At 57.2% G+C, this 19,430-nt stretch carries 16 protein-coding genes; 8 read left to right on the top strand and 8 right to left on the bottom strand.

From position 1 onward, the window contains the following. Complete coding sequence (gene gsiD / locus EGY12_RS14480) at window positions 1-909, top strand: glutathione ABC transporter permease GsiD (RefSeq protein ID WP_172962924.1); 909 nt, start codon at window positions 1-3, stop codon at window positions 907-909. A 142-nt stretch (window positions 910-1,051) separates the two neighbouring features. Here the strand turns inward: gsiD and fghA are convergent, their stop codons facing one another. Genes fghA through EGY12_RS14495 form a run of 3 tightly spaced genes read right to left on the bottom strand, consistent with a single transcriptional unit; the run spans window position 1,052 to window position 3,984 of the window. Continuing rightward, the gene (fghA, locus tag EGY12_RS14485; protein WP_015377214.1) at window positions 1,052-1,894 is read right to left on the bottom strand and encodes an S-formylglutathione hydrolase; all 843 of its coding nucleotides are present in this window, start codon (window positions 1,892-1,894) and stop codon (window positions 1,052-1,054) included. Between the two features lie 14 nt (window positions 1,895-1,908). After that, window positions 1,909-3,033, bottom strand: a complete 1,125-nt coding sequence (locus tag EGY12_RS14490) for an S-(hydroxymethyl)glutathione dehydrogenase/class III alcohol dehydrogenase (protein WP_172962961.1) — start codon at window positions 3,031-3,033, stop codon at window positions 1,909-1,911. A 30-nt stretch (window positions 3,034-3,063) separates the two neighbouring features. After that, a complete protein-coding gene (locus EGY12_RS14495) occupies window positions 3,064-3,984 on the bottom strand; it encodes a LysR family transcriptional regulator (RefSeq protein ID WP_123894379.1) in 921 nt (306 codons plus the stop codon). A gap of 105 nt (window positions 3,985-4,089) precedes the next feature. Here EGY12_RS14495 and EGY12_RS14500 point away from each other — a divergent pair, with 105 nt between their 5' ends. From EGY12_RS14500 to mglC, 7 genes are all read left to right on the top strand, one after another. Beyond that, on the top strand, window positions 4,090-5,247 hold the full coding sequence (locus tag EGY12_RS14500; protein WP_123894380.1) for a YbfB/YjiJ family MFS transporter: 1,158 nt from the start codon (window positions 4,090-4,092) through the stop codon (window positions 5,245-5,247). A 244-nt stretch (window positions 5,248-5,491) separates the two neighbouring features. Continuing rightward, a complete protein-coding gene (gene folE, locus EGY12_RS14505; protein ID WP_004938969.1) occupies window positions 5,492-6,157 on the top strand; it encodes a GTP cyclohydrolase I FolE in 666 nt (221 codons plus the stop codon). Between the two features lie 79 nt (window positions 6,158-6,236). Continuing rightward, a complete protein-coding gene (gene yeiB / locus EGY12_RS14510) occupies window positions 6,237-7,409 on the top strand; it encodes a DUF418 domain-containing protein YeiB (protein ID WP_123894381.1) in 1,173 nt (390 codons plus the stop codon). Between the two features lie 127 nt (window positions 7,410-7,536). Continuing rightward, a complete protein-coding gene (gene galS / locus EGY12_RS14515) occupies window positions 7,537-8,574 on the top strand; it encodes an HTH-type transcriptional regulator GalS (RefSeq protein ID WP_123894382.1) in 1,038 nt (345 codons plus the stop codon). A 264-nt stretch (window positions 8,575-8,838) separates the two neighbouring features. Next, window positions 8,839-9,831 carry a galactose/glucose ABC transporter substrate-binding protein MglB gene (gene mglB, locus EGY12_RS14520; RefSeq protein ID WP_049199016.1) on the top strand — a complete coding sequence of 331 codons (993 nt, stop codon included), beginning with the start codon at window positions 8,839-8,841 and terminating at the stop codon, window positions 9,829-9,831. 99 nt (window positions 9,832-9,930) lie between these two features. Beyond that, window positions 9,931-11,439, top strand: coding sequence for a galactose/methyl galactoside ABC transporter ATP-binding protein MglA (mglA, locus tag EGY12_RS14525; protein ID WP_033637724.1), 1,509 nt, complete (start codon window positions 9,931-9,933; stop codon window positions 11,437-11,439). A gap of 11 nt (window positions 11,440-11,450) precedes the next feature. Beyond that, window positions 11,451-12,461, top strand: a complete 1,011-nt coding sequence (gene mglC / locus EGY12_RS14530; protein ID WP_004938953.1) for a galactose/methyl galactoside ABC transporter permease MglC — start codon at window positions 11,451-11,453, stop codon at window positions 12,459-12,461. A 64-nt stretch (window positions 12,462-12,525) separates the two neighbouring features. On the opposite strand, the gene sanA is transcribed toward mglC, so the two are convergent. The 5 genes from sanA to cdd form a co-directional block, all read right to left on the bottom strand. Then, the gene (sanA, locus tag EGY12_RS14535; protein WP_004938948.1) at window positions 12,526-13,269 is read right to left on the bottom strand and encodes an outer membrane permeability protein SanA; all 744 of its coding nucleotides are present in this window, start codon (window positions 13,267-13,269) and stop codon (window positions 12,526-12,528) included. Between the two features lie 232 nt (window positions 13,270-13,501). Beyond that, entirely contained in the window at window positions 13,502-14,443 is a 942-nt protein-coding gene (locus EGY12_RS14540) for a glycosyltransferase (RefSeq protein WP_123894383.1), read from the bottom strand. Window positions 14,444-14,653: 210 nt separating this feature from the next. After that, window positions 14,654-16,093: an MOP flippase family protein gene (locus EGY12_RS14545; protein WP_123894384.1), complete on the bottom strand. Its 1,440-nt coding sequence runs from the start codon at window positions 16,091-16,093 to the stop codon at window positions 14,654-14,656. A gap of 514 nt (window positions 16,094-16,607) precedes the next feature. Next, the gene (locus EGY12_RS14550) at window positions 16,608-18,305 is read right to left on the bottom strand and encodes an NAD-dependent malic enzyme (protein WP_123894385.1); all 1,698 of its coding nucleotides are present in this window, start codon (window positions 18,303-18,305) and stop codon (window positions 16,608-16,610) included. Between the two features lie 221 nt (window positions 18,306-18,526). Then, window positions 18,527-19,411, bottom strand: coding sequence for a cytidine deaminase (gene cdd, locus EGY12_RS14555; protein ID WP_123894386.1), 885 nt, complete (start codon window positions 19,409-19,411; stop codon window positions 18,527-18,529). Window positions 19,412-19,430 lie beyond the last annotated feature (19 nt).

A 19,430-nucleotide genomic window follows, 5' to 3' on the forward strand; every position in this document is an offset into this window, starting at 1 on the left:
ATGATTAAGCATTGGCGGCGCAACGCCGCACTGAAGGCGATGCCGCTTATCGACCCCAACGCGGTACGCACGCCGTGGAGCGAGTTTTGGCGGCGTTTTCGCCGCCAGCGGGCGGCGCTGGTCGCCGGCCTGTTCGTGCTGCTGCTGATTGTGGCGGCGCTGCTGGCGCCTTATCTGGCACCGTTCGATGCGGAAAACTACTTCGACTATGACCGGCTGAACGAAGGGCCTTCGCTGATACACTGGCTGGGCGTGGATTCCCTCGGGCGCGATATCTTCAGCCGCATCCTGATGGGCACGCGCATTTCGCTGGCGGCCGGGGTGTTCTCGGTGCTGGCGGGCGGGGCGATCGGTACCCTGCTGGGGCTGCTGGCCGGCTACTATGAGGGCTGGTGGGATCGCCTTACCATGCGCGTTTGCGACGTGCTGTTCGCGTTTCCCGGCATTCTGCTGGCGATCGGCGTGGTGGCGATCATGGGCAGCGGCATGGCCAACGTGATCGTCGCGGTGGCGATCTTCAGCATTCCGGCCTTCGCCCGCCTGGTGCGCGGTAATACGCTGGTGCTGAAGCACCTGACCTATATCGAATCGGCGCGCAGCATCGGCGCCTCGGACTGGACCATCATACTGCGGCACATTCTGCCAGGCACCCTGTCTTCGATCGTGGTCTATTTCACCCTGCGCATCGGCACCTCGATCATCACCGCCGCCAGCCTGTCGTTTCTGGGCCTGGGCGCCCAGCCGCCGACGCCGGAGTGGGGGGCGATGCTCAACGAGGCGCGCGCCGATATGGTGATCGCGCCGCACGTGGCGATCTTCCCCAGCCTGGCGATATTCATCACCGTGCTGGCTTTCAACCTGTTGGGCGACGGATTGCGCGACGCGCTCGATCCGAAACTGAAGGGGTGATGCTTTAACGTATGGCGCATATTTGAACGGGCTCACATGACCTCTCAGTGCTATTATCCGTTCAATAAGCTGTATTGTTAGCACGAAGATGATTGCTGGTTTTTGAAGAAATCCGGGCGGTTTAACCGCCCGGATTTTTTTATCAGCGGAACAGGTGCTCGGCGTGGAAGCGCAGGTGATCTTCCACGAAGGTGGCGATGGTGAAGTAGCTGTGATCGTACCCCGGCTGAATGCGTAGCGTCAGCGGCCAGTCGCGCTGGCGCGCCAGCTCGGCCAACCGTGCCGGCTGCAGCTGGTCGGCCAGGAACTGGTCGTCGTCGCCCTGATCGATAAGGACCGGCATTTTTTCCGCGCCGCTGGCCAGCAGATGGCAGCTGTCATACTGCAGCCACTGGCTCTCGTCGCTGCCCAGATAGGCGGTGAACGCCTTGCGGCCCCACGGTACCTGGCACGGGTTAACGATCGGTGCGAACGCCGATACCGAACGGAAGCGCTGCGGGTTGCGAAACGCCATCATCAGCGCGCCGTGGCCGCCCATCGAGTGGCCGAAGATCGACTGACGATCGCTGACGCTGAAGTGCTGTTCGATCAGCGCCGGCAGTTCGGCGCTGATGTAGTCGTACATGCGGAAATGGCGATCCCACGGTGCCTGGGTGGCGTTCAGGTAGAACCCGGCGCCCTGGCCCAGATCGTAGCCTTCGTCGTTCGGCACTTCATCGCCGCGCGGGCTGGTGTCCGGCATCACCAGCACCAGGCCCAGCTCGGCGGCGATGCGCTGCGCGCCGGCTTTCAACGTGAAGTTCTCGTCGTTGCAGGTCAACCCCGACAGCCAGTACAGCACCGGTGGCGGGTTGTCATCGCGCGGCGGCGGCAGGTAGATGCTGAATGTCATGTTGCAATTCAGGCTCTGCGCCGCGTGGCGATAACGCTGTTGCCAGCCACCGAACATGCGGTGCTCTTCGAGAAGTTCCAATGACAACGTCATCTCTGCCTCCTGGCTTATTGGTCGAAGTGGATGACGGAACGGATCGATTTACCTTCGTGCATCAAATCGAACGCTTCGTTGATCTGCTCCAGCCCCATGGTGTGGGTGATAAAGTCGTTCAGTGCGAATTCACCGGCCAGATAGCGTTCGACGATGCCCGGCAGCTGCGAACGGCCCTTAACACCGCCGAATGCCGAACCACGCCAGACGCGGCCGGTCACCAGCTGGAACGGGCGGGTCGAGATCTCTTCGCCGGCGCCTGCGACGCCGATGATCACCGATTCGCCCCAGCCCTTGTGGCAGCACTCCAGCGCGGAACGCATCACGTTAACGTTGCCGATGCACTCGAAGGAGAAATCGACGCCGCCGTCGGTCAGCTCGACGATCACTTCCTGAATCGGCTTGTCATAGTCTTTCGGGTTAATCAGATCGGTGGCGCCCAGTTTGCGCGCCAGATCGAACTTGCTGGTGTTGATGTCGATGCCGATGATGCGGCCCGCGCCGGCCATCTGTGCGCCGATGATCGCCGACAGGCCGATGCCGCCCAGGCCGAAGATCGCCACGGTATCACCCGGCTGCACTTTGGCGGTGTTCATCACCGCGCCCATGCCGGTGGTCACGCCGCAGCCCAGCAGGCACACTTCTTCCAGCGGCGCTTCCTTGTTGATTTTCGCCAGTGAGATTTCCGGTACCACGGTGTACTCGGAGAAGGTGGAGGTGCCCATGTAGTGGAAGATCGGCTGCCCGTCCTTGAAGAAACGGGTGGTGCCGTCCGGCATCAGCCCTTTGCCCTGGGTGGCGCGGATCGCCTGGCACAGGTTGGTCTTGCCGGATTTACAGAATTTGCACTCGCCGCACTCCGGGGTGTAGAGCGGGATCACGTGATCGCCGACCGCCACGCTGGTGACGCCTTCACCGACCGCTTCCACCACGCCGCCGCCCTCGTGGCCGAGGATCGCCGGGAACACGCCTTCCGGATCTTTGCCGGACAGGGTGTAGGCGTCGGTGTGGCAAACGCCGGTGGCGACGATCCGCACCAGCACTTCGCCTTTTTGCGGTGGCATCAGCTCGACTTCTTCGATCTTCAGCGGCTGGTTCGGGCCCCAGGCAACGGCGGCGCGGGTCTTGATCATCTCCATCATAGTCTCCTCAGTGGTTTTCTTTTTAAATCAGGCGATATCGACAACGTCTGATAAATCGTTGGGGGTACTTTCATCAACAGCGGCGGTTTCCGTCTGTTCAATAATCAACTCTTTCAGCGCGCGCACGTTCGGCCCGAACGCGTCGCGGCGCCACAGCAGCCAGGTGGCGGTGTCGGCCACGTCCGGCGGCAGGGTGTGAACCCGAACTCGCTCATGGCCCGGCAGCAGGCTGAGCACCGAATGCGGGATCATCGCCAGCCCGGCGCCGCTGGCGACGCAGGCCAGCATGGCGTGATAGGACTGGATCTCCATAATCTGCCCCGGCCGCGCGCCTTCGCGTTTAAACCAGGCCTCCAGCCGCAGGCGGTAGGAGCAGCTGGCGCGAAAGGCGAACAGCGTTTCGCCATTGGCGTCTTTGGCGCTGTGGATCGGTGCGTGATCGAGACAGGAGATCACCACCATATGTTCAGGATAGGCGATGCAGCCGTTCAGCTCGTCATAAGGCACCGGGCCGTCGACCAGCGCCGCGGCCAGCGTACCAGCGCGCACCCGATCGGCGATTTCGCCGGAGGTGCCGGTGGTCAGCGACAGAGAAACCTGAGAAAAGCGCTGGTGGTAAGCCGCCAGCAGCGAGGGCAGGCGGGTGGCGGCGGTGCTTTCCATAGAGCCGAGGGCGAAGTTGCCCGCCGGTTCGCCGGCATGGGTGATGCTCATCGCCTCGTCGCTTAGCGCCAGGATGCGGTTGGCGTAGCACAGAAAGTTATGGCCCATCGGCGACAGGCGCAGGCGCTGTTTTTCGCGGATAAACAGATCGGTGCCCAGCTCCTGCTCAAGCTGGCGCAGCCGGGTGGTCAGATTCGACGGCACGCGATGCAACTGCTCGGCGGCGCGGGCGACCGAGCCGGTTTCCGCCACGCAGCAGAACATGCGAAGCTGGGTCAGATCCATAATATTCTCGTTTCGTGATGAACTTGATAACTATTATTCAGTTTTTGTGAGTTTAATACTGCGGCATGATACTGGCAACTTTCTTTTAACCTTTTGGATACCGGTATGGCTTTACGTATTGCCTTGAGCGGTTTTGCCGCGCTGATCGTCGCGATGGGCATCGGCCGCTTCGCTTTCACTCCCCAGGTGCCGCTGATGATCGCGGAACACCAGTTCAGCCTGACTGGCGCCGGGCTGGTGGCGGCGATCAACTATTTGGGCTATCTGTGCGGCGCATACGACGCGATGCGCGCCACGCGCCACGTCGAGCGGCGCCTGTGGCTTGGCGTGTGGGGTGCGGTGGTGCTGACGCTGCTGTCGGCGCTGGCGCAGAATGAGTGGACGCACGGTGCGTTGCGGTTTGTCATCGGCTGGGCCAGTGGTTGGGCGATGGTGCTGGTGGCGGCCTGGACCAACGAGCGGTTGGCGCACTACGGCCGGCCGGCGCTGAGCGCGGCGGTGTTCGCCGGGCCGGGCGCCGGCATCTTCCTCAGCGGCATGCTGGCGGTGGGCATCAACACGCTGGGGCTGACGGCGGCGCAGGCCTGGCTGGTGTATGGCGTGCCGGCGTTGGTGTTGGTGGGGGCGATTAGCGCTTATCTGCCGCGCACCGGCGAGCTGCACCGCCCGGAGGCGGCCCCTGAGCCGCTGCTGCTGACGCCGGTGCTCAAACGCCTGGTGTGGAGCTACAGCCTGGCCGGTTTCGGCTACATCCTGCCGGCGACGTTCTTGTCGCAGATGGCGGCGGCACGTTTTCCCGGCAGCCTGTTCGCGCAGTTTGTCTGGCCGGTGTTCGGTGGCGCGGCGGTGCTGGGGATCGTTATCGGTATTCTGACTCGCCATCGGCTCACTACCCAGAGCCGGTTGGCGATCACGCTGTGGATACAGGCGCTGGGCGTGCTGAGCGCCGAAGTGGTGCCGGGCGTGGCCGGCCTGGCGCTCGGGGCGTTGCTGACCGGCGGCGGTTTCCTCTGCGTGGTACAGCTTGCACTTCAGCACGGCCGTGAACTGGCGCCGCGCCATGCGCGCTATATGGCCGGATTGCTGACTACCGGTTATGCGATCGGCCAGCTGGTCGGGCCGATGCTGTCGGCGCTGTCGACCGCCATGACCCATCGGCTGGAGCCGGCGTTGTACGTGGCGGTGGCGGCGCTGTTGGTGGCCGGTGCGCTGGTGGTGAATACCCCGGCGCGGCGGCTGGCGCAAAAAACGGCGATGCGCTGATTAAAATCCATGCAAAAAACGCGGGATCCCGCAGCCGGCCTGATTGTGCTAAATGCGAATATTTCACCTGCGGATGAAGCACAATCACTGGATAATCGCCGCGCTCTCATCTACAGTGGGGGCAAAATCTTGACCGGGTTCACGTTATCCATCACGAAAACTCTGCCGTCACGAGAGCTAGCAATTCGCCGGCCGCATGACCTATCAGGCCGCCGGCGGATTCCGTCCGCAGGAGAACAAGTACATGACATCATTAAGTAAAGAAGCCGCGCTGGTGCATGCGGCGCTGGAAGAGCGTGGTTTGGAGACGCCGCTGCGCGGGGAAGTGCTGGATCGCGAAACGCGCAAGCGCCGCATCAAAGAGCACATGACTGAAATCATGCAGCTGCTGAATCTCGATCTGTCCGACGACAGCCTGGCGGAGACGCCGCATCGCATCGCCAAAATGTATGTCGACGAGATCTTCTCCGGGCTGGACTACGCCAACTTCCCGAAAATCACCGTCATTGAGAACAAGATGAAGGTGGATGAGATGGTGACGGTGCGCGATATCACGCTGACCAGCACCTGCGAGCACCACTTCGTGACCATCGACGGCAAGGCCACCGTGGCCTATATCCCGAAAGACTCGGTGATCGGTCTGTCGAAGATCAACCGCATCGTGCAGTTCTTCTCTCAGCGTCCGCAGGTGCAAGAGCGCCTGACCCAGCAGATCCTGGTGGCGCTGCAGACCCTGCTCGGTACCAATAACGTGGCGGTATCGATTGATGCGGTCCATTATTGTGTCAAGGCGCGCGGCATCCGCGACGCGACCAGCGCCACCACCACCACCTCGTTGGGGGGGCTGTTCAAGTCCAGCCAGAATACCCGCCAGGAGTTCCTGCGCGCGGTGCGTCATCACCAGGGGTGATGGCGTTGCGGGGCAACCCGCAAGACGACAACAGGCGCCTGCGGGCGCCTTTTTCATGAGCGGAAGACAGCGATAAAAAATGAACAGTCATCCTCTGCCGCGTATCGCCACGCTGGACTGCGTGCGCGGCATCGCCATTCTCGGCATTTTATTGCTGAATATCAGCGCCTTCGGCTTGCCGAAGGCCGCCTACCTCAACCCGGCTTATTTGGGTATGCCGTCATCGCGCGACGCCTGGACCTGGGCGCTGCTCGATCTCTTCGCGCAGGCGAAGTTCCTGGCGATGTTCGCGCTGCTGTTCGGCGCCGGGCTGCAAATGCTGTTGCGGCGCGGCAAAAGCTGGATCCGCGCGCGGCTGTCGTGGCTGGTGCTGTTCGGCCTCGCGCACGCCATCTTCCTGTGGGACGGCGATATTCTGTTGGCCTACGGGCTGATCGGCCTGGTGTGCTGGCGCATGATCCGCGAAGCCAAAGAAACCTTCCAGCTGCTGAAAACCGGCGTGGTGTTGTATCTGATTGGCGTAGCAGTGCTGCTGTTGCTCGGTTTCGTCTCGCACGGTGAACCGGGCAGCTTCTGGCAGCCGGGCGTGGCGGAGTTGCAGTACGAGAAGTTCTGGAAGCTACAGGGCGGTTTCGAAGCCTGGCGCAGCCGCGCCGATCTGCTCTCGTCCAGCCTGTTGGCCATCGGCGCTCAGTATGGCTGGGAATTGGCGGGGCTGATGCTGTTCGGCGCCGGGTTGATGCGCAGCGGCTGGCTGCGCGGCAGTTATTCCTCTGGTTATTACCTGCGGCAGGCGGCATGGCTGCTGCCGCTTTCGGTGCTGATCCAGCTGCCGGCGGTAGCGCTGCAATGGCAGGTCCACTGGGACTATCGCTGGAGCGGTTTCCTGCTGCAGGTGCCGCGCGAACTGGGCGCCCCGCTGCAGGCGATGGGCTATCTGGCGCTGTGTTACGGTTTCTGGCCCACGCTGTCGCGCATGCGCATCGCCCACTGGCTGACTCTGGTAGGCCGCATGGCGTTGAGCAACTACCTGCTGCAAACGCTGATCTGCACCACGCTGTTTTATCGCTTTGACCTCTATGAGCAGTTCGACCGGCTGCAGCTGTTGGCGTTCGTGCCGCTGGTCTGGTTGGTCAACCTGGTCTTTTCCGCACTGTGGCTGCGTTATTTCGCTCAGGGGCCGATGGAATGGTTGTGGCGCAAGCTGACGCAGATGGCCGCCGGCGAAGCGGAACCCAAAGCGCTGAAGTGAGCGCCTGTCGGCAGGTTAAAAAAATGTATGTAAACGTTTTCTTTCCTGTGACGTAATTCACGCAGAGCAGCGGGCCAATCGGGGTAGGATAGCGCCACCGGTCACTACCCCGATTTCAGGATCCCGTATGCCTCCAGTTCATCCGATCACCATTCGCGACGTGGCGAAACGCGCCGGTGTCTCCGTGGCGACCGTTTCCCGCGTGCTGAACCACAGTGCGCTGACCAGCAAGGAGACGCGCGAGCAGGTGCTGCAGGCGGTGGCGGATCTGGGCTATCGCCCCAACGCCAACGCGCAGGCGCTGGCGACCCAAAGCAGCGATACTTTGGGTGTGGTGGTGATGGACGTCTCCGACCCGTTCTTCGGCGCGCTGGTGAAAGCGGTAGACACGGTGGCGCAGAAACACCACAAATACCTGCTGATCGGCAACAGCTATCATCAGGCGGACAAAGAGCGCCACGCGATCGAAGTGCTGATCCGTCAGCGTTGTAACGCCCTGATTGTCCATGCCAAAGCCTTGAGCGACGCCGAGTTGATCGGCTTTCTGGAGCAGGTGCCGGGCATGGTGCTGATCAACCGGATTATCCCCGGCTATGAGCCGCGCTGCGTTGGGCTGGATAACGTCTGCGGCGCCGATATGGCGATGCGTCTTTTGCTGTCGCAGGGCCATCGGCGCATCGGCTATCTGGGCTCCAATCACCCGATCGAAGACGGGCCGCTGCGCCAGCAGGGCTATGCGCTGGCGATGGCCGCCGCCGGGCTGGCGACGCCCGACAACTGGCGCGCCTACGGTTCACCGGATCTGCAAGGCGGCGAAGCGGCGATGGTGGAGCTGTTGGGGCGCAACTTACAGCTGAGTGCGGTGTTCGCCTACAACGATGCCATGGCCGCCGGCGCCATGGCGGTGCTGAAAGAAAACGGTATCACGGTGCCGCAGCATTTCTCGCTGATCGGCTTCGACGATATCCCCATCGCGCGTTACACCAGCCCCAAACTCACCACGGTGCGCTACCCGATCGTCTCGATGGCTACGCTGGCGACCGAGCTGGCATTGCAGGGCGCAGCAGGCCTGGTGGAGCCGCAGGCCGGTCATCTGTTCATGCCGACGCTGGTGCGCCGCCATTCTGTCGCCCCCTGGCAAAGTGAGGCGACGGTCACTCTCTGACGATTTAATCTTGTGTAACCGTTTTCAATCTGTGAGAAAATTCACAGAATATTAACATCACGCCGTCTATGCTCTAGGCGTTTTCCGGCGCAAAGGCCCTTGCCGCTGCAACCTTTACCTCGCGCTGACACAGCATTTCTCGGAAATAACAAGATCCACGGACGACAGGTGTTGAGTGGAAATCGCCTGGCCTGGGGTGTGCGCACTGCCGGTGACCATTGGCTCAAAGACGAGTAATACCCTACACAGAACCGGAGACTGACAATGAATAAGAAGGTTTTCACCCTGGCCGCCATGGCCGCAGCCATGATGTTTGGCGCCGCAGCCCATGCTGACACCCGTATTGGCGTCACGATTTACAAGTATGACGACAACTTCATGTCGGTGGTGCGCAAGGCAATCGAGAAAGACGCCAAGGCTTCACCGGACGTCACCCTGCTGATGAATGACTCGCAGAACGACCAGTCCAAGCAGAACGATCAGATCGACGTGCTGCTGGCCAAGGGCGTGAAAGCGCTGGCGATCAACCTGGTCGACCCGGCTGCGGCGCCGGTGGTTATCGATAAGGCGCGCGCAAACGATATCCCGGTGGTGTTCTACAACAAAGAGCCTTCCCGCAAGGCGTTGGACAGCTACGACAAGGCGTATTACGTCGGCACCGATTCCAAAGAATCCGGCGTGATCCAGGGCGAGCTGATCGCCAAACACTGGAAAGCCAACCCGGCCTGGGATCTGAACAAAGACGGCCAGATCCAGTACGTGCTGCTGAAGGGCGAACCGGGCCACCCGGATGCCGAGGCGCGCACCACCTACGTGGTGAAAACGCTGAACGACCAGGGCATCAAAACTCAGCAGCTGCAGATGGATACCGCGATGTGGGATACCGCGCAGGCGAAAGACAAGATGGACGCCTGGCTCTCCGGCCCGAATGCCAACAAGATTGAAGTGGTGATCGCTAACAACGACGCCATGGCGATGGGTGCGGTGGAAGCGCTGAAAGCGCACAACAAGACCAGTATCCCGGTGTTTGGCGTCGATGCGTTGCCTGAAGCGCTGGCGCTGGTGAAATCCGGTGCGATGGCGGGCACGGTGCTGAACGACGCCGACAACCAGGCGAAAGCCACTTTCGAACTGGCGAAGAACCTGGCGGCAGGCAAACCGGCCACCGAAGGCACCCAATATAAAATCGAAAATAAAGTCGTGCGTATTCCTTACGTCGGCGTAGATAAAGACAACCTGTCTCAGTTCATTAAATAAGAATTGAGATCCCGCTAAGACCCTGCCTGCGGCGCCAACACCAGGAATACCGCAGGCGGGGATGTTTACGACTGCAAGATCGTTAAGCCAGGTGTATTTATGGCCGATAGCTCACGCGAATTTCTGCTGGAAATGACGGATATCTGTAAGTCGTTTCCCGGCGTCAAAGCCTTGGACAATGTCAATTTACGCGTCCGTCCACACTCGATTCACGCTCTGATGGGGGAGAACGGCGCGGGGAAATCGACCTTGTTGAAATGCCTGTTCGGCATTTACAAAAAAGACAGCGGCAGCATTGTATTTCAGGGCCGGGAAATCGATTTCAAGAGTTCGAAGGAAGCGCTGGAGCACGGCGTTTCCATGGTGCACCAGGAGCTGAACCTGGTGCTGCAGCGCACCGTGATGGACAACATGTGGCTGGGGCGCTACCCGACCAAAGGCCTGTTTGTCGATCAGGAAAAAATGCTCAAAGACACCCAGGCGATCTTCGACGAGCTGGATATCGACATCAACCCGCGTGAAAAGGTGGGCAACCTGTCGGTGTCGCAGATGCAGATGATCGAGATCGCCAAGGCGTTCTCCTACGATGCCAAGATTGTCATCATGGATGAACCGACCTCTTCGCTGACGGAGAAAGAGGTCAATCACCTGTTCACCATCATCCGCAAGCTGAAAGAGCGCGGTTGCGGCATCGTTTATATCTCGCACAAGATGGAAGAGATCTTCCAGCTGTGTGACGAGATAACGGTGCTGCGCGACGGGCAGTGGATCGCCACCCAGCCGCTGGAAGGGCTGGATATGGACAAGATCATCGCCATGATGGTCGGCCGCTCGCTCAGCCAGCGCTTCCCCGACAGGCAGAACACGCCGGGTGAGGTGATCCTCGAGGTGAAGAACCTGACGTCGCTGCGTCAGCCTTCGATCCGCGATGTGTCCTTCGATCTGCATCAAGGCGAGATCCTCGGCATCGCCGGGCTGGTGGGCGCCAAGCGTACCGATATCGTCGAGACGCTGTTCGGCATTCGTGAGAAGGTGGCGGGCACTATCAAGCTGCACGGCAAGGCGATTGATAACCACAGCGCCAACGAAGCGATCAATCACGGCTTTGCGCTGGTGACCGAAGAGCGGCGATCCACCGGGATTTATGCCTACCTCGACGTGGGCTTCAACTCGCTGATCTCCAATATCCGCAATTATAAAAACAAGCTCGGCCTGCTGGATAACGCGCGGATGAAAAGCGACACCCAGTGGGTGATCGACGCCATGCGGGTGAAAACGCCGGGGCATCACACCCATATCGGCTCGTTGTCCGGCGGCAATCAGCAGAAGGTGATCATCGGCCGCTGGCTGCTGACACAGCCGGAGATCCTGATGCTGGATGAACCGACGCGTGGCATCGACGTGGGCGCCAAGTTCGAGATTTATCAGCTGATGACCGAACTGGCGAAGAAGGGCAAGGGGATCATTATCGTCTCGTCCGAAATGCCGGAGCTTTTGGGGATCACCGACCGCATTCTGGTGATGAGCAATGGTCAGGTTGCGGGCATCGTTAACACCAAGCAAACCTCGCAAAATGAAATCTTACGTCTCGCCTCCCTGCACCTTTAAGGATCGGAATTATGAACGCGCTAAATAAAAAAACCTTATTTACCTATTTCAAGGAAGGCGGCATTTACGTGGTGTTGCTGGTGCTGTTGGCCATCATTATCATTCAGGATCCGACTTTCCTCAGCCTGATGAACCTGAGCAACATCCTGACGCAGTCTTCGGTACGCATCATCATCGCGCTGGGTGTGGCGGGGCTGATCGTGACACAGGGCACCGACCTGTCCGCCGGGCGGCAGGTGGGGCTGGCGGCGGTGGTGGCGGCCACGCTGCTGCAATCGATGGATAACGTCAACAAGGTGTTCCCGCACATGGAAACCTGGTCGATTCCCCTGGTCATCCTGCTGGTGTGTGCGGTCGGCGCGGTGATCGGCCTGGTTAACGGCCTGATTATCGCCTATCTCAACGTGACGCCGTTCATCACTACGCTGGGTACCATGATCATCGTCTATGGCATCAACTCGCTGTATTACGATTCGGTCGGCGCTTCGCCGGTCGCGGGCTTCGATCCGAAGTTTTCCACCTTTGCCCAGGGGTTCTTGCGCTTCGGTGACTTTAAACTGTCGTACATTACCTTCTATGCGCTGATCGCCATCATATTCGTCTGGATCCTGTGGACCAAGACCCGCTTTGGCAAGAACATCTTCGCCATCGGCGGCAACCCGGAAGCGGCCAAGGTGTCCGGGGTCAACGTGCCGTTGAACCTGATCATGATCTATGCGCTGTCCGGCGTGTTCTACGCCTTCGGCGGCCTGCTGGAAGCGGGGCGCATCGGCAGCGCCACCAACAACCTCGGCTTTATGTACGAGCTGGACGCCATCGCCGCCTGCGTGGTGGGGGGCGTCTCCTTCGCCGGCGGGGTGGGTACGGTGTGGGGCGTGGTGACTGGGGTAATCATCTTTACCGTCATCAACTACGGCCTGACCTATATCGGCATCAACCCGTACTGGCAGTACATTATCAAGGGCAGCATCATCATCTTCGCCGTGGCGCTGGACTCGTTGAAATACGCCAAGAAGAAGTAGAGCTACCGCAGCACAGACGACAGGGCCGGCCTATTGCCGGCCTTTCTTTTGGGCGTTTGCCGCATCAGGGCTGTTTGGCTTTCTGCTTCTCTTCTTTCAGCTTGTGCTCCAGCTCCACCAACTGTTCCGGCGAAACGGCGGGATAGCCCTGGGCGTCTTCCGGCACGGTGTGCATGGCGGAGATCGGGATCAGCGGGCCGAGGAAGCGCGGTTCGCGCTTGAGGATGTACAGATCGGTCAGCGCGCCCAGGCGGGCGAAGATCTCGCGGGCGCGCACCGTCATCATGTCTTTGGGTGACGGCACCGCGTAGCACTGCGCCTGAATACCCATGTGCAGGGCGATGAACAGCGCACGCTCGCAGTGGAAGCGTTGGGTGATGATGATGAAATCGTTGGTGTCGAATACCTTGCGGGTGCGCACGATGGAATCCAGGGTACGGAAACCGGCGTAGTCCAACACGATATCGCTCGGCGCCACGCCGGCGGCGATCAGATCGCGACGCATGGTCATCGGCTCGTTATAGCTTTGCTGGGCGTTGTCGCCGCTCAGCAGCAGGTATTTCACCTTGCCGCTGTTATAGGCGTTGATCGCCCCCTGAATGCGGTAACGGTAGTACTGGTTGATCACCCCGGTGCGGTAATACTTGGCGGTGCCGAGCACCACGCCGACCTGGCGGTGCGGCAATTCCTGCAGTTCGTCGTAGACGTAAGGCGCGGTTTTCCAGCTGATCCAGCGATCGAGCGCAATAGCCGAACCCATCAACACCGCAATGATGATGAACAGGCTGATGATCAGGCGTTTCCACATGTTGTTGCCTTACGCGCGCCGGGCTGAAAAAGATGGATCAAGGCTACTTTACCTGACCGATCGACGCAAGACGCGAACCGCCTGAAGCACGTGTGCCGCCGCATTTTTCGGCGGTTCAGGCTGAAAAAATGTTGATCGGCCTCGTGTGAGGAGACACGCAGTAGGAATAGATAGATAACGATGAAAAGGCAACCCTGAAACGCAGTGCTCAGGGCTGATTTTGAGTGACGCTTCAAAAGTAAGAGAAAATAAATCTGGCTAAAGTTTTTTTCCTAACATTCATCCAGCCAATATCTTTGATGACGTTCAGGTACTCTTTTCTTAATTCTTTTGGTATACGCGTGAAACAAGCTCTAGCGTCGTTCAGTGATGAGCTAACACAATGAGAAATAAAACTATTTAAGCAAGCGTTCAGTTCATCATCCGTTTGAGAACGTAATGCGGTCATTTTTTTTGCTACCGTTAAATAACCGATGGCATTTTGTTCACTTTTCTTTGATGTCATGACTGAATTCGGGCGTATGCGCCTTCTGTACAGAATGTCATTTATACAAATAATATTTGATTTCTGCGATAGCAGGATCTTGGTAGTAAATAAGTTATCTTCATGCACTATGCCAGGATAAAATGGATTATCTCTTACAAGCTGAGTCCTGGAAACGAACATGCACGGACTTACCGTATAGTTTTTTAACTTCCATGATCTTTTGAAAAATGTATGGCTATCCATCGCTGCTTCGCATAGTTGGCTATTTCTAATGTACTTAGGAGTAAAACCCATCCTAAGCTCATCATCTGCATTATCGTAAAAGCTTTCACCATTGAAGAAAACAATGTCGCTTTTAGTAACATTGAGTGCTGATATACATTTTGATATCAATAAGTTATCGATGGTGTCATCACTATCGAGAAAAATGACGAACTCACCTGTAGCCAGCGTTAGCCCATTATTCCTAGCGACTGACTGCCCTTGGTTTTTTTGCGTCAAAATTTTCAGTTTAGTGTTATTACGAGCTAGTTCAGATAATAACGCTTCAGTGTTGTCCGTTGAACCATCGTTGACAACGATGACTTCAATGTTTTCGTAATCCTGCCCAAGCGCAGAGTCTACACACTCAACAATGTATTTGTCCGTGTTGTAACTTGCTATAATAATGCTAACTGTTGGGGTCATGTTTATTAAGCTCAATCGGGATTGTTTTTAATAAGACTACCATGGAAATCAGCGGTTTTAAACATAAAAAAACGAACTGGCATAATTTTACAGAAAGAAAAACGGGCTGGTGATTCATTTATGATAATTTGATGACGCTGAGATGACTGATTGACTTCCTATTTCATGGCAACAGGTCCAAGAGAGCGTTCCTGGACCTGCTGAGTTAAATTATGCTTTCTTAAATACAGCCTTCTTGAAGTAAACAATTCTGTCACGTAAGAAAAGCATGGATGCGATGAAATAAACAAGTGCACCAAAAAATGATACGCAAATCAATGAAAATACACTATTTACTGTAATATTTAAGTTGGAGAAATGTAACAACCAATAGAGTGCTGTGAACATGACCCCTGAACAAAATGCTGGTCCAACGAGACGAGCAATGACCTCGAAGAGGTTACCTCCCAACAGCCGCATTGTAATGAACATTGCCGGAATGAAGTTTATTACGTTAGCAACGAAATAAAGCATGGTGAGTGTAATAATGTCGTATTGCACACCTATGATAAATGCACTTAATAGCAGGAAAGAGCCCAAGAAACCAAGCATCAACAATATCCCTGCACGCCCCTTAGACATTAAAACTGCGCCAGTAGAGCTGGTCAGTGACTGAACAATCCCTGTCGGCGCCAGCCAGAGCATAATTGTAGCACTCAGCGCCCATTCAGGTCCGAAAACAATATTAAAGAACGGCTCTCGTAACGTTGCTAGACCTACCATCAGAGGAAAAACAAGGAATGTGATTACATCAATCGATTTCAGAAATAGTTTTTTGACCTCTGCTTCATTATCTTGCTGACGGCTCATTATAGGGAACAGCGATCGGGACGCGATGAATGTTAAGTTTTGAAGCGGGAATAACATGATTCTGTAGGCCAGAGAGTAGGAGCCGAGAACGTTGGCACTCATATAGCGGCCGATAAGCATGCTGTCGGCGTTTCTGGAGAAGTAATTGACAAAATTGAATAATGTAAGATTGCCGCTAAAAGAGAAAATTAACTTCAACTCCTCTCTGTTGAAGATTTTTTTTAGTCTTGGGCGCCAGTCACTTTTTATCCAAAGTAGGGTCGTTGATATAATTGCCGTCAGCAAGTTTGATATGACAAGGCTATAAACGCCTGCACCCATGTATGCAAGTATAATTGCAGCGATAAGTGATATAATTCCCGCAGACAATTCAATCAAAGAAACTGTCATGAATTTTGAATCTCTTTCCAATAACGCCATGTGGGTCGAGCCACTGCTGGCAATAGGAAATGAAATAGACAGGAGAAGTAAAACCTCGACCAATCGAGGTTCCTTGAATAAATGTGCAATTAGAGGTGACAAAATTACAATCGCGATGGCGATGATTGTTCCCATTGTAATGTTGAGACCGAAAATAGCGTTAATTGTGCTGTTCTTTAACTCTCGATGTTGAATAATGGCTGCAGAGGTGCCTAAGTCCCTGATTAAAAGGGAGAAATTAATCACGACGTAAGCCATGGCCATTAAACCGAACTCCCCCGGAGGAATCAGCCTTGCCAGAACGAGCATGCTCATTAGCTGGGTGAAAACCTTACCCATTTGTGACAGAGTTACCCACTTTGCATTACTTAATGCGTTCATAAAAAACCTTAAAACTAATTCAGTCCCTGAAAATAATGTTCACATTTAAACAATAAGGACATTGTTAATAAGTAAGTTGTTGAATTCCCATCAATTTCAAGATGTTGTTAAAAATGCGAAATCTCGTCAATATAATACTGTGTTCTTTTGTTTTTCAAAATTATATGCCTTGAAAAAATAACTTATGAGGTATTTAGACATAGCAAGTCACATTTTTCAAGGGTTCTGTAGGCGAAGAGAGCATTATCAGAATAGGTTGAGACTGACAGGAGGGCTAACTTCAAAGTCGAGCCGTGAAGTTTGCTGACGAGGTGGTTAAAATCTATTCATGACTGTGAGGGCGTAGGTATTATAAATGTCATGCACAGTATACTGAAGGATGGTACGGCAATAATAACTGGGCATTCAGGCGGTGTGCTCTGATAAGAAAGCCCTTGGCAGAACCACAAGGGCTAAGAAAAATTGCATGCCTATCGTTACAGACGCAGGGAAGGTTGCGATAGGACTGGCTAATTCAGAACGAGGTACGTTTGTAGCTGCGGTACTGCGGCCGCCAGAAGTTGTGCTCGATGGCTTTCGACAGCGCGTCTTCGGAGGTGACGATCGCCACGCCCTGCAGCTGCGCCGCTTTACCCACTTCCATGGCGATGCATTTCGATACGCCCTGAATATCGTCGATATTCGGCAGCAGTGCGCCGTGGCCGTCGGTGGCCAACGGCGAACAGTCCGCCAGCGCGCGGCTGGCTGCCATCAGCATGGCGTCGGTGACGCGGGTGGCGCCGGCGGCCAGCACGCCGAGGCCGATCCCCGGGAAGATATAGGAGTTGTTGCACTGGGCGATCGGGTACAGCTGCTCTTTATAGCTTACCGGCGCGAACGGGCTGCCGGTCGCCACCAGGGCGGCGCCGTCGGTCCAGTTGATGATGTCTTCCGGACGGGCTTCCACGCGCGAGGTCGGGTTGGACAGCGGCATCACGATAGGGCGTTCGCAGTGCTTGTGCATTTCGCGGATCAGCTCTTCGGTAAACAGCCCCGGCTGGCCGGACACGCCGATCAGAATGGTCGGCTTGGCGTTGCGCACCACGTCCAGCAGCGAGATGGCGTCGCTGGCGGTTTCCCAACCGGTCAGGTTGTCGCTCTTTTGTACCAGCTTGCTCTGGAAATCGAGCAGGTTCGGCAGTTTGTCGGTCAGCAGGCCGAAGCGGTCGACCATGAATACGCGGGCGCGCGCTTCGTCTTCGCTCAAACCTTCGGACTTCATTTGCGCGATAATTTGCTCGGCAATGCCGCAGCCGGCGGAACCGGCGCCGAGGAAGGTGACGGTCTGATCGCGCAGCTGGCTGCCGGCGGCGCGGCTGGCGGCGATCAGGCTGCCGAGGGTGACCGCGGCGGTGCCCTGAATGTCATCGTTGAAGCAGCAGATCTCGTCGCGGTAGCGGTTCAGCAGCGGGGTAGCGTTGTTCTGCGCGAAGTCTTCGAACTGCAGCAGAACGTTCGGCCAGCGGCGTTTGACCGCCTGAATAAACTCTTCGACGAAGGCGTGGTACTCCTCGCCGGAGATGCGCGGATGGCGCCAGCCCATGTACAGCGGATCGTTGAGCCGCTGCGGGTTGTTGGTACCGACGTCCAGCACCACCGGCAGCGTGTAGGCTGGGCTGATGCCGCCGCAGGCGGTGTACAGCGACAGCTTGCCGATGGGGATACCCATGCCGCCGATACCCTGGTCACCGAGGCCGAGGATACGCTCGCCGTCGGTGACTACGATCACCTTGACGTTCTGTTTGGTGGCATTCTGCAGCATGTCATCGATGCGATCGCGGTTCGGATAGGAGATGAACAGCCCGCGCGCGCGGCGATAGATATCGGAGAAGTGCTCGCAGGCCTCGCCGACGGTCGGGGTGTAGATGATCGGCATCATCTCGCTCAAATGCGAGTCCAGCAGGCGGTAGAACAGGGTTTCGTTGGTGTCTTGGATGTTGCGCAGATAGATGTGCTTGTCGTTATCGTTCTTGAAATCCTGATACTGACGGTAGGCACGTTCCACCTGTTCTTCGATGGTTTCCACCGCTTCCGGCAGCAAACCATGCAGGTTGAAGTGGCTACGTTCTTCCTCGGTGAAAGCGCTGCCTTTGTTCAGCAGCGGAAATTCCAGCAGAATCGGGCCGGCGTAAGGGATGTAGAGCGGGCGTTTGCTTTCGTATTCTAGTTCCATCAGTTTTACTCTTCACGTATCAGATAACTTTATTGCCGACGATCCTAAGAGATAAAGAGAAGATGTACAGCATTTGTTGCCAGATGATGAACCAGGTTGGCGTAATTATCGACAATCAAATGATTTTTTAACTAAAGAAAGTGTCTCTGGCGGCGTCGGGGCATTGTATTTGGCGGGTGGGGCTGTTAATGGCGGAACCCGGTGGCTCCGCCGTTGCGCATTCAGAAGGTGGCGCGGCTGACGTTCTGGCAGCCCAGTGCCGCCAGCGTGGCGCGGGTGGCGTCCCACTGGCTGAGGATTGCCTCCTGTGGCTCGACCAGCACGGCGCGGCGGATGTTCAGGCAATCGCCGCCGGAGATGTTCAGCAGGATCAGCGCGGCCTGCAGCGGCGGCAGGCTCGGATTGAAGGCGGCGTTTTCCGCATAGCGACCGGCGTAGAGGTTACCGTCCTGCGTTTCCAGCGCCACGCCGCTGTGGGCGTTGCTGTACGGCGCGTGGCTCTGATTGGCCGCCGCCAGCGCCGCCTGCGTCAGCGTATCGTCCAGCGTCAATCGGTGACCGTGATCGACCTTGTCCATCAGCAGCGAAGCGATATCCAGATCTTTCGGGCCGAAGGCGTCCGGCAGATAGTCCGCCAGCGTGGCCGGTGCGCGGCCCGGCAGACGGATCTGCAGCTCGCCGCCGCTGTTCAGTTCATTCATAAACTGACGGCAGTGGCCGCACGGCGTGTAGTTGACGGTGACCGAGGCCAGCGCCGGTTCACCGCGCAGCCAGGCATGGGTAACTGCACATTGTTCCGCATGCACCGTTTGCTGCAGCGGCGCGCCGCTGAATTCCATATTGGCGCCGAAATAGAGGTTGCCACTGTGCCCGCGCGCGATGGCGCCGACGTGGAAGTGCGATATCGGGGTTAACGAGCAGGCCGCCGCCAGCGGCAGCAAAGCGAATGCCAGCGCATCATCGTCCAGCCCGCAGCCTGTGCGGATTGCCGCCGCTTGCTCGGCCGTGAACATCGCCGGGAAGTCAGGCGCGTCCAAATAGGGCAGCAGGGCGGATTGCAGTGTCGCGGGCAGTGCGCTGAAAGCGGTATGAAAACGCGGATGCATAGAAAGTCTCTCTACAGGT

This window comes from Serratia sp. FDAARGOS_506, assembly GCF_003812745.1.
Classification (GTDB): Bacteria; Pseudomonadota; Gammaproteobacteria; order Enterobacterales; family Enterobacteriaceae; genus Serratia.

What these genes read in the sequence shown, in the direction of transcription:
- gsiD (WP_172962924.1), top strand. Translation starts at nt 1, where the DNA reads ATGATTAAGCATTGGCGGCGCAACGCCGCACTGAAGGCGATGCCGCTT.
- fghA (WP_015377214.1), bottom strand. Translation starts at nt 1,894, where the DNA reads ATGACGTTGTCATTGGAACTTCTCGAAGAGCACCGCATGTTCGGTGGC.
- EGY12_RS14490 (WP_172962961.1), bottom strand. Translation starts at nt 3,033, where the DNA reads ATGGAGATGATCAAGACCCGCGCCGCCGTTGCCTGGGGCCCGAACCAG.
- EGY12_RS14495 (WP_123894379.1), bottom strand. Translation starts at nt 3,984, where the DNA reads ATGGATCTGACCCAGCTTCGCATGTTCTGCTGCGTGGCGGAAACCGGC.
- EGY12_RS14500 (WP_123894380.1), top strand. Translation starts at nt 4,090, where the DNA reads ATGGCTTTACGTATTGCCTTGAGCGGTTTTGCCGCGCTGATCGTCGCG.
- folE (WP_004938969.1), top strand. Translation starts at nt 5,492, where the DNA reads ATGACATCATTAAGTAAAGAAGCCGCGCTGGTGCATGCGGCGCTGGAA.
- yeiB (WP_123894381.1), top strand. Translation starts at nt 6,237, where the DNA reads ATGAACAGTCATCCTCTGCCGCGTATCGCCACGCTGGACTGCGTGCGC.
- galS (WP_123894382.1), top strand. Translation starts at nt 7,537, where the DNA reads ATGCCTCCAGTTCATCCGATCACCATTCGCGACGTGGCGAAACGCGCC.
- mglB (WP_049199016.1), top strand. Translation starts at nt 8,839, where the DNA reads ATGAATAAGAAGGTTTTCACCCTGGCCGCCATGGCCGCAGCCATGATG.
- mglA (WP_033637724.1), top strand. Translation starts at nt 9,931, where the DNA reads ATGGCCGATAGCTCACGCGAATTTCTGCTGGAAATGACGGATATCTGT.
- mglC (WP_004938953.1), top strand. Translation starts at nt 11,451, where the DNA reads ATGAACGCGCTAAATAAAAAAACCTTATTTACCTATTTCAAGGAAGGC.
- sanA (WP_004938948.1), bottom strand. Translation starts at nt 13,269, where the DNA reads ATGTGGAAACGCCTGATCATCAGCCTGTTCATCATCATTGCGGTGTTG.
- EGY12_RS14540 (WP_123894383.1), bottom strand. Translation starts at nt 14,443, where the DNA reads ATGACCCCAACAGTTAGCATTATTATAGCAAGTTACAACACGGACAAA.
- EGY12_RS14545 (WP_123894384.1), bottom strand. Translation starts at nt 16,093, where the DNA reads ATGAACGCATTAAGTAATGCAAAGTGGGTAACTCTGTCACAAATGGGT.
- EGY12_RS14550 (WP_123894385.1), bottom strand. Translation starts at nt 18,305, where the DNA reads ATGGAACTAGAATACGAAAGCAAACGCCCGCTCTACATCCCTTACGCC.
- cdd (WP_123894386.1), bottom strand. Translation starts at nt 19,411, where the DNA reads ATGCATCCGCGTTTTCATACCGCTTTCAGCGCACTGCCCGCGACACTG.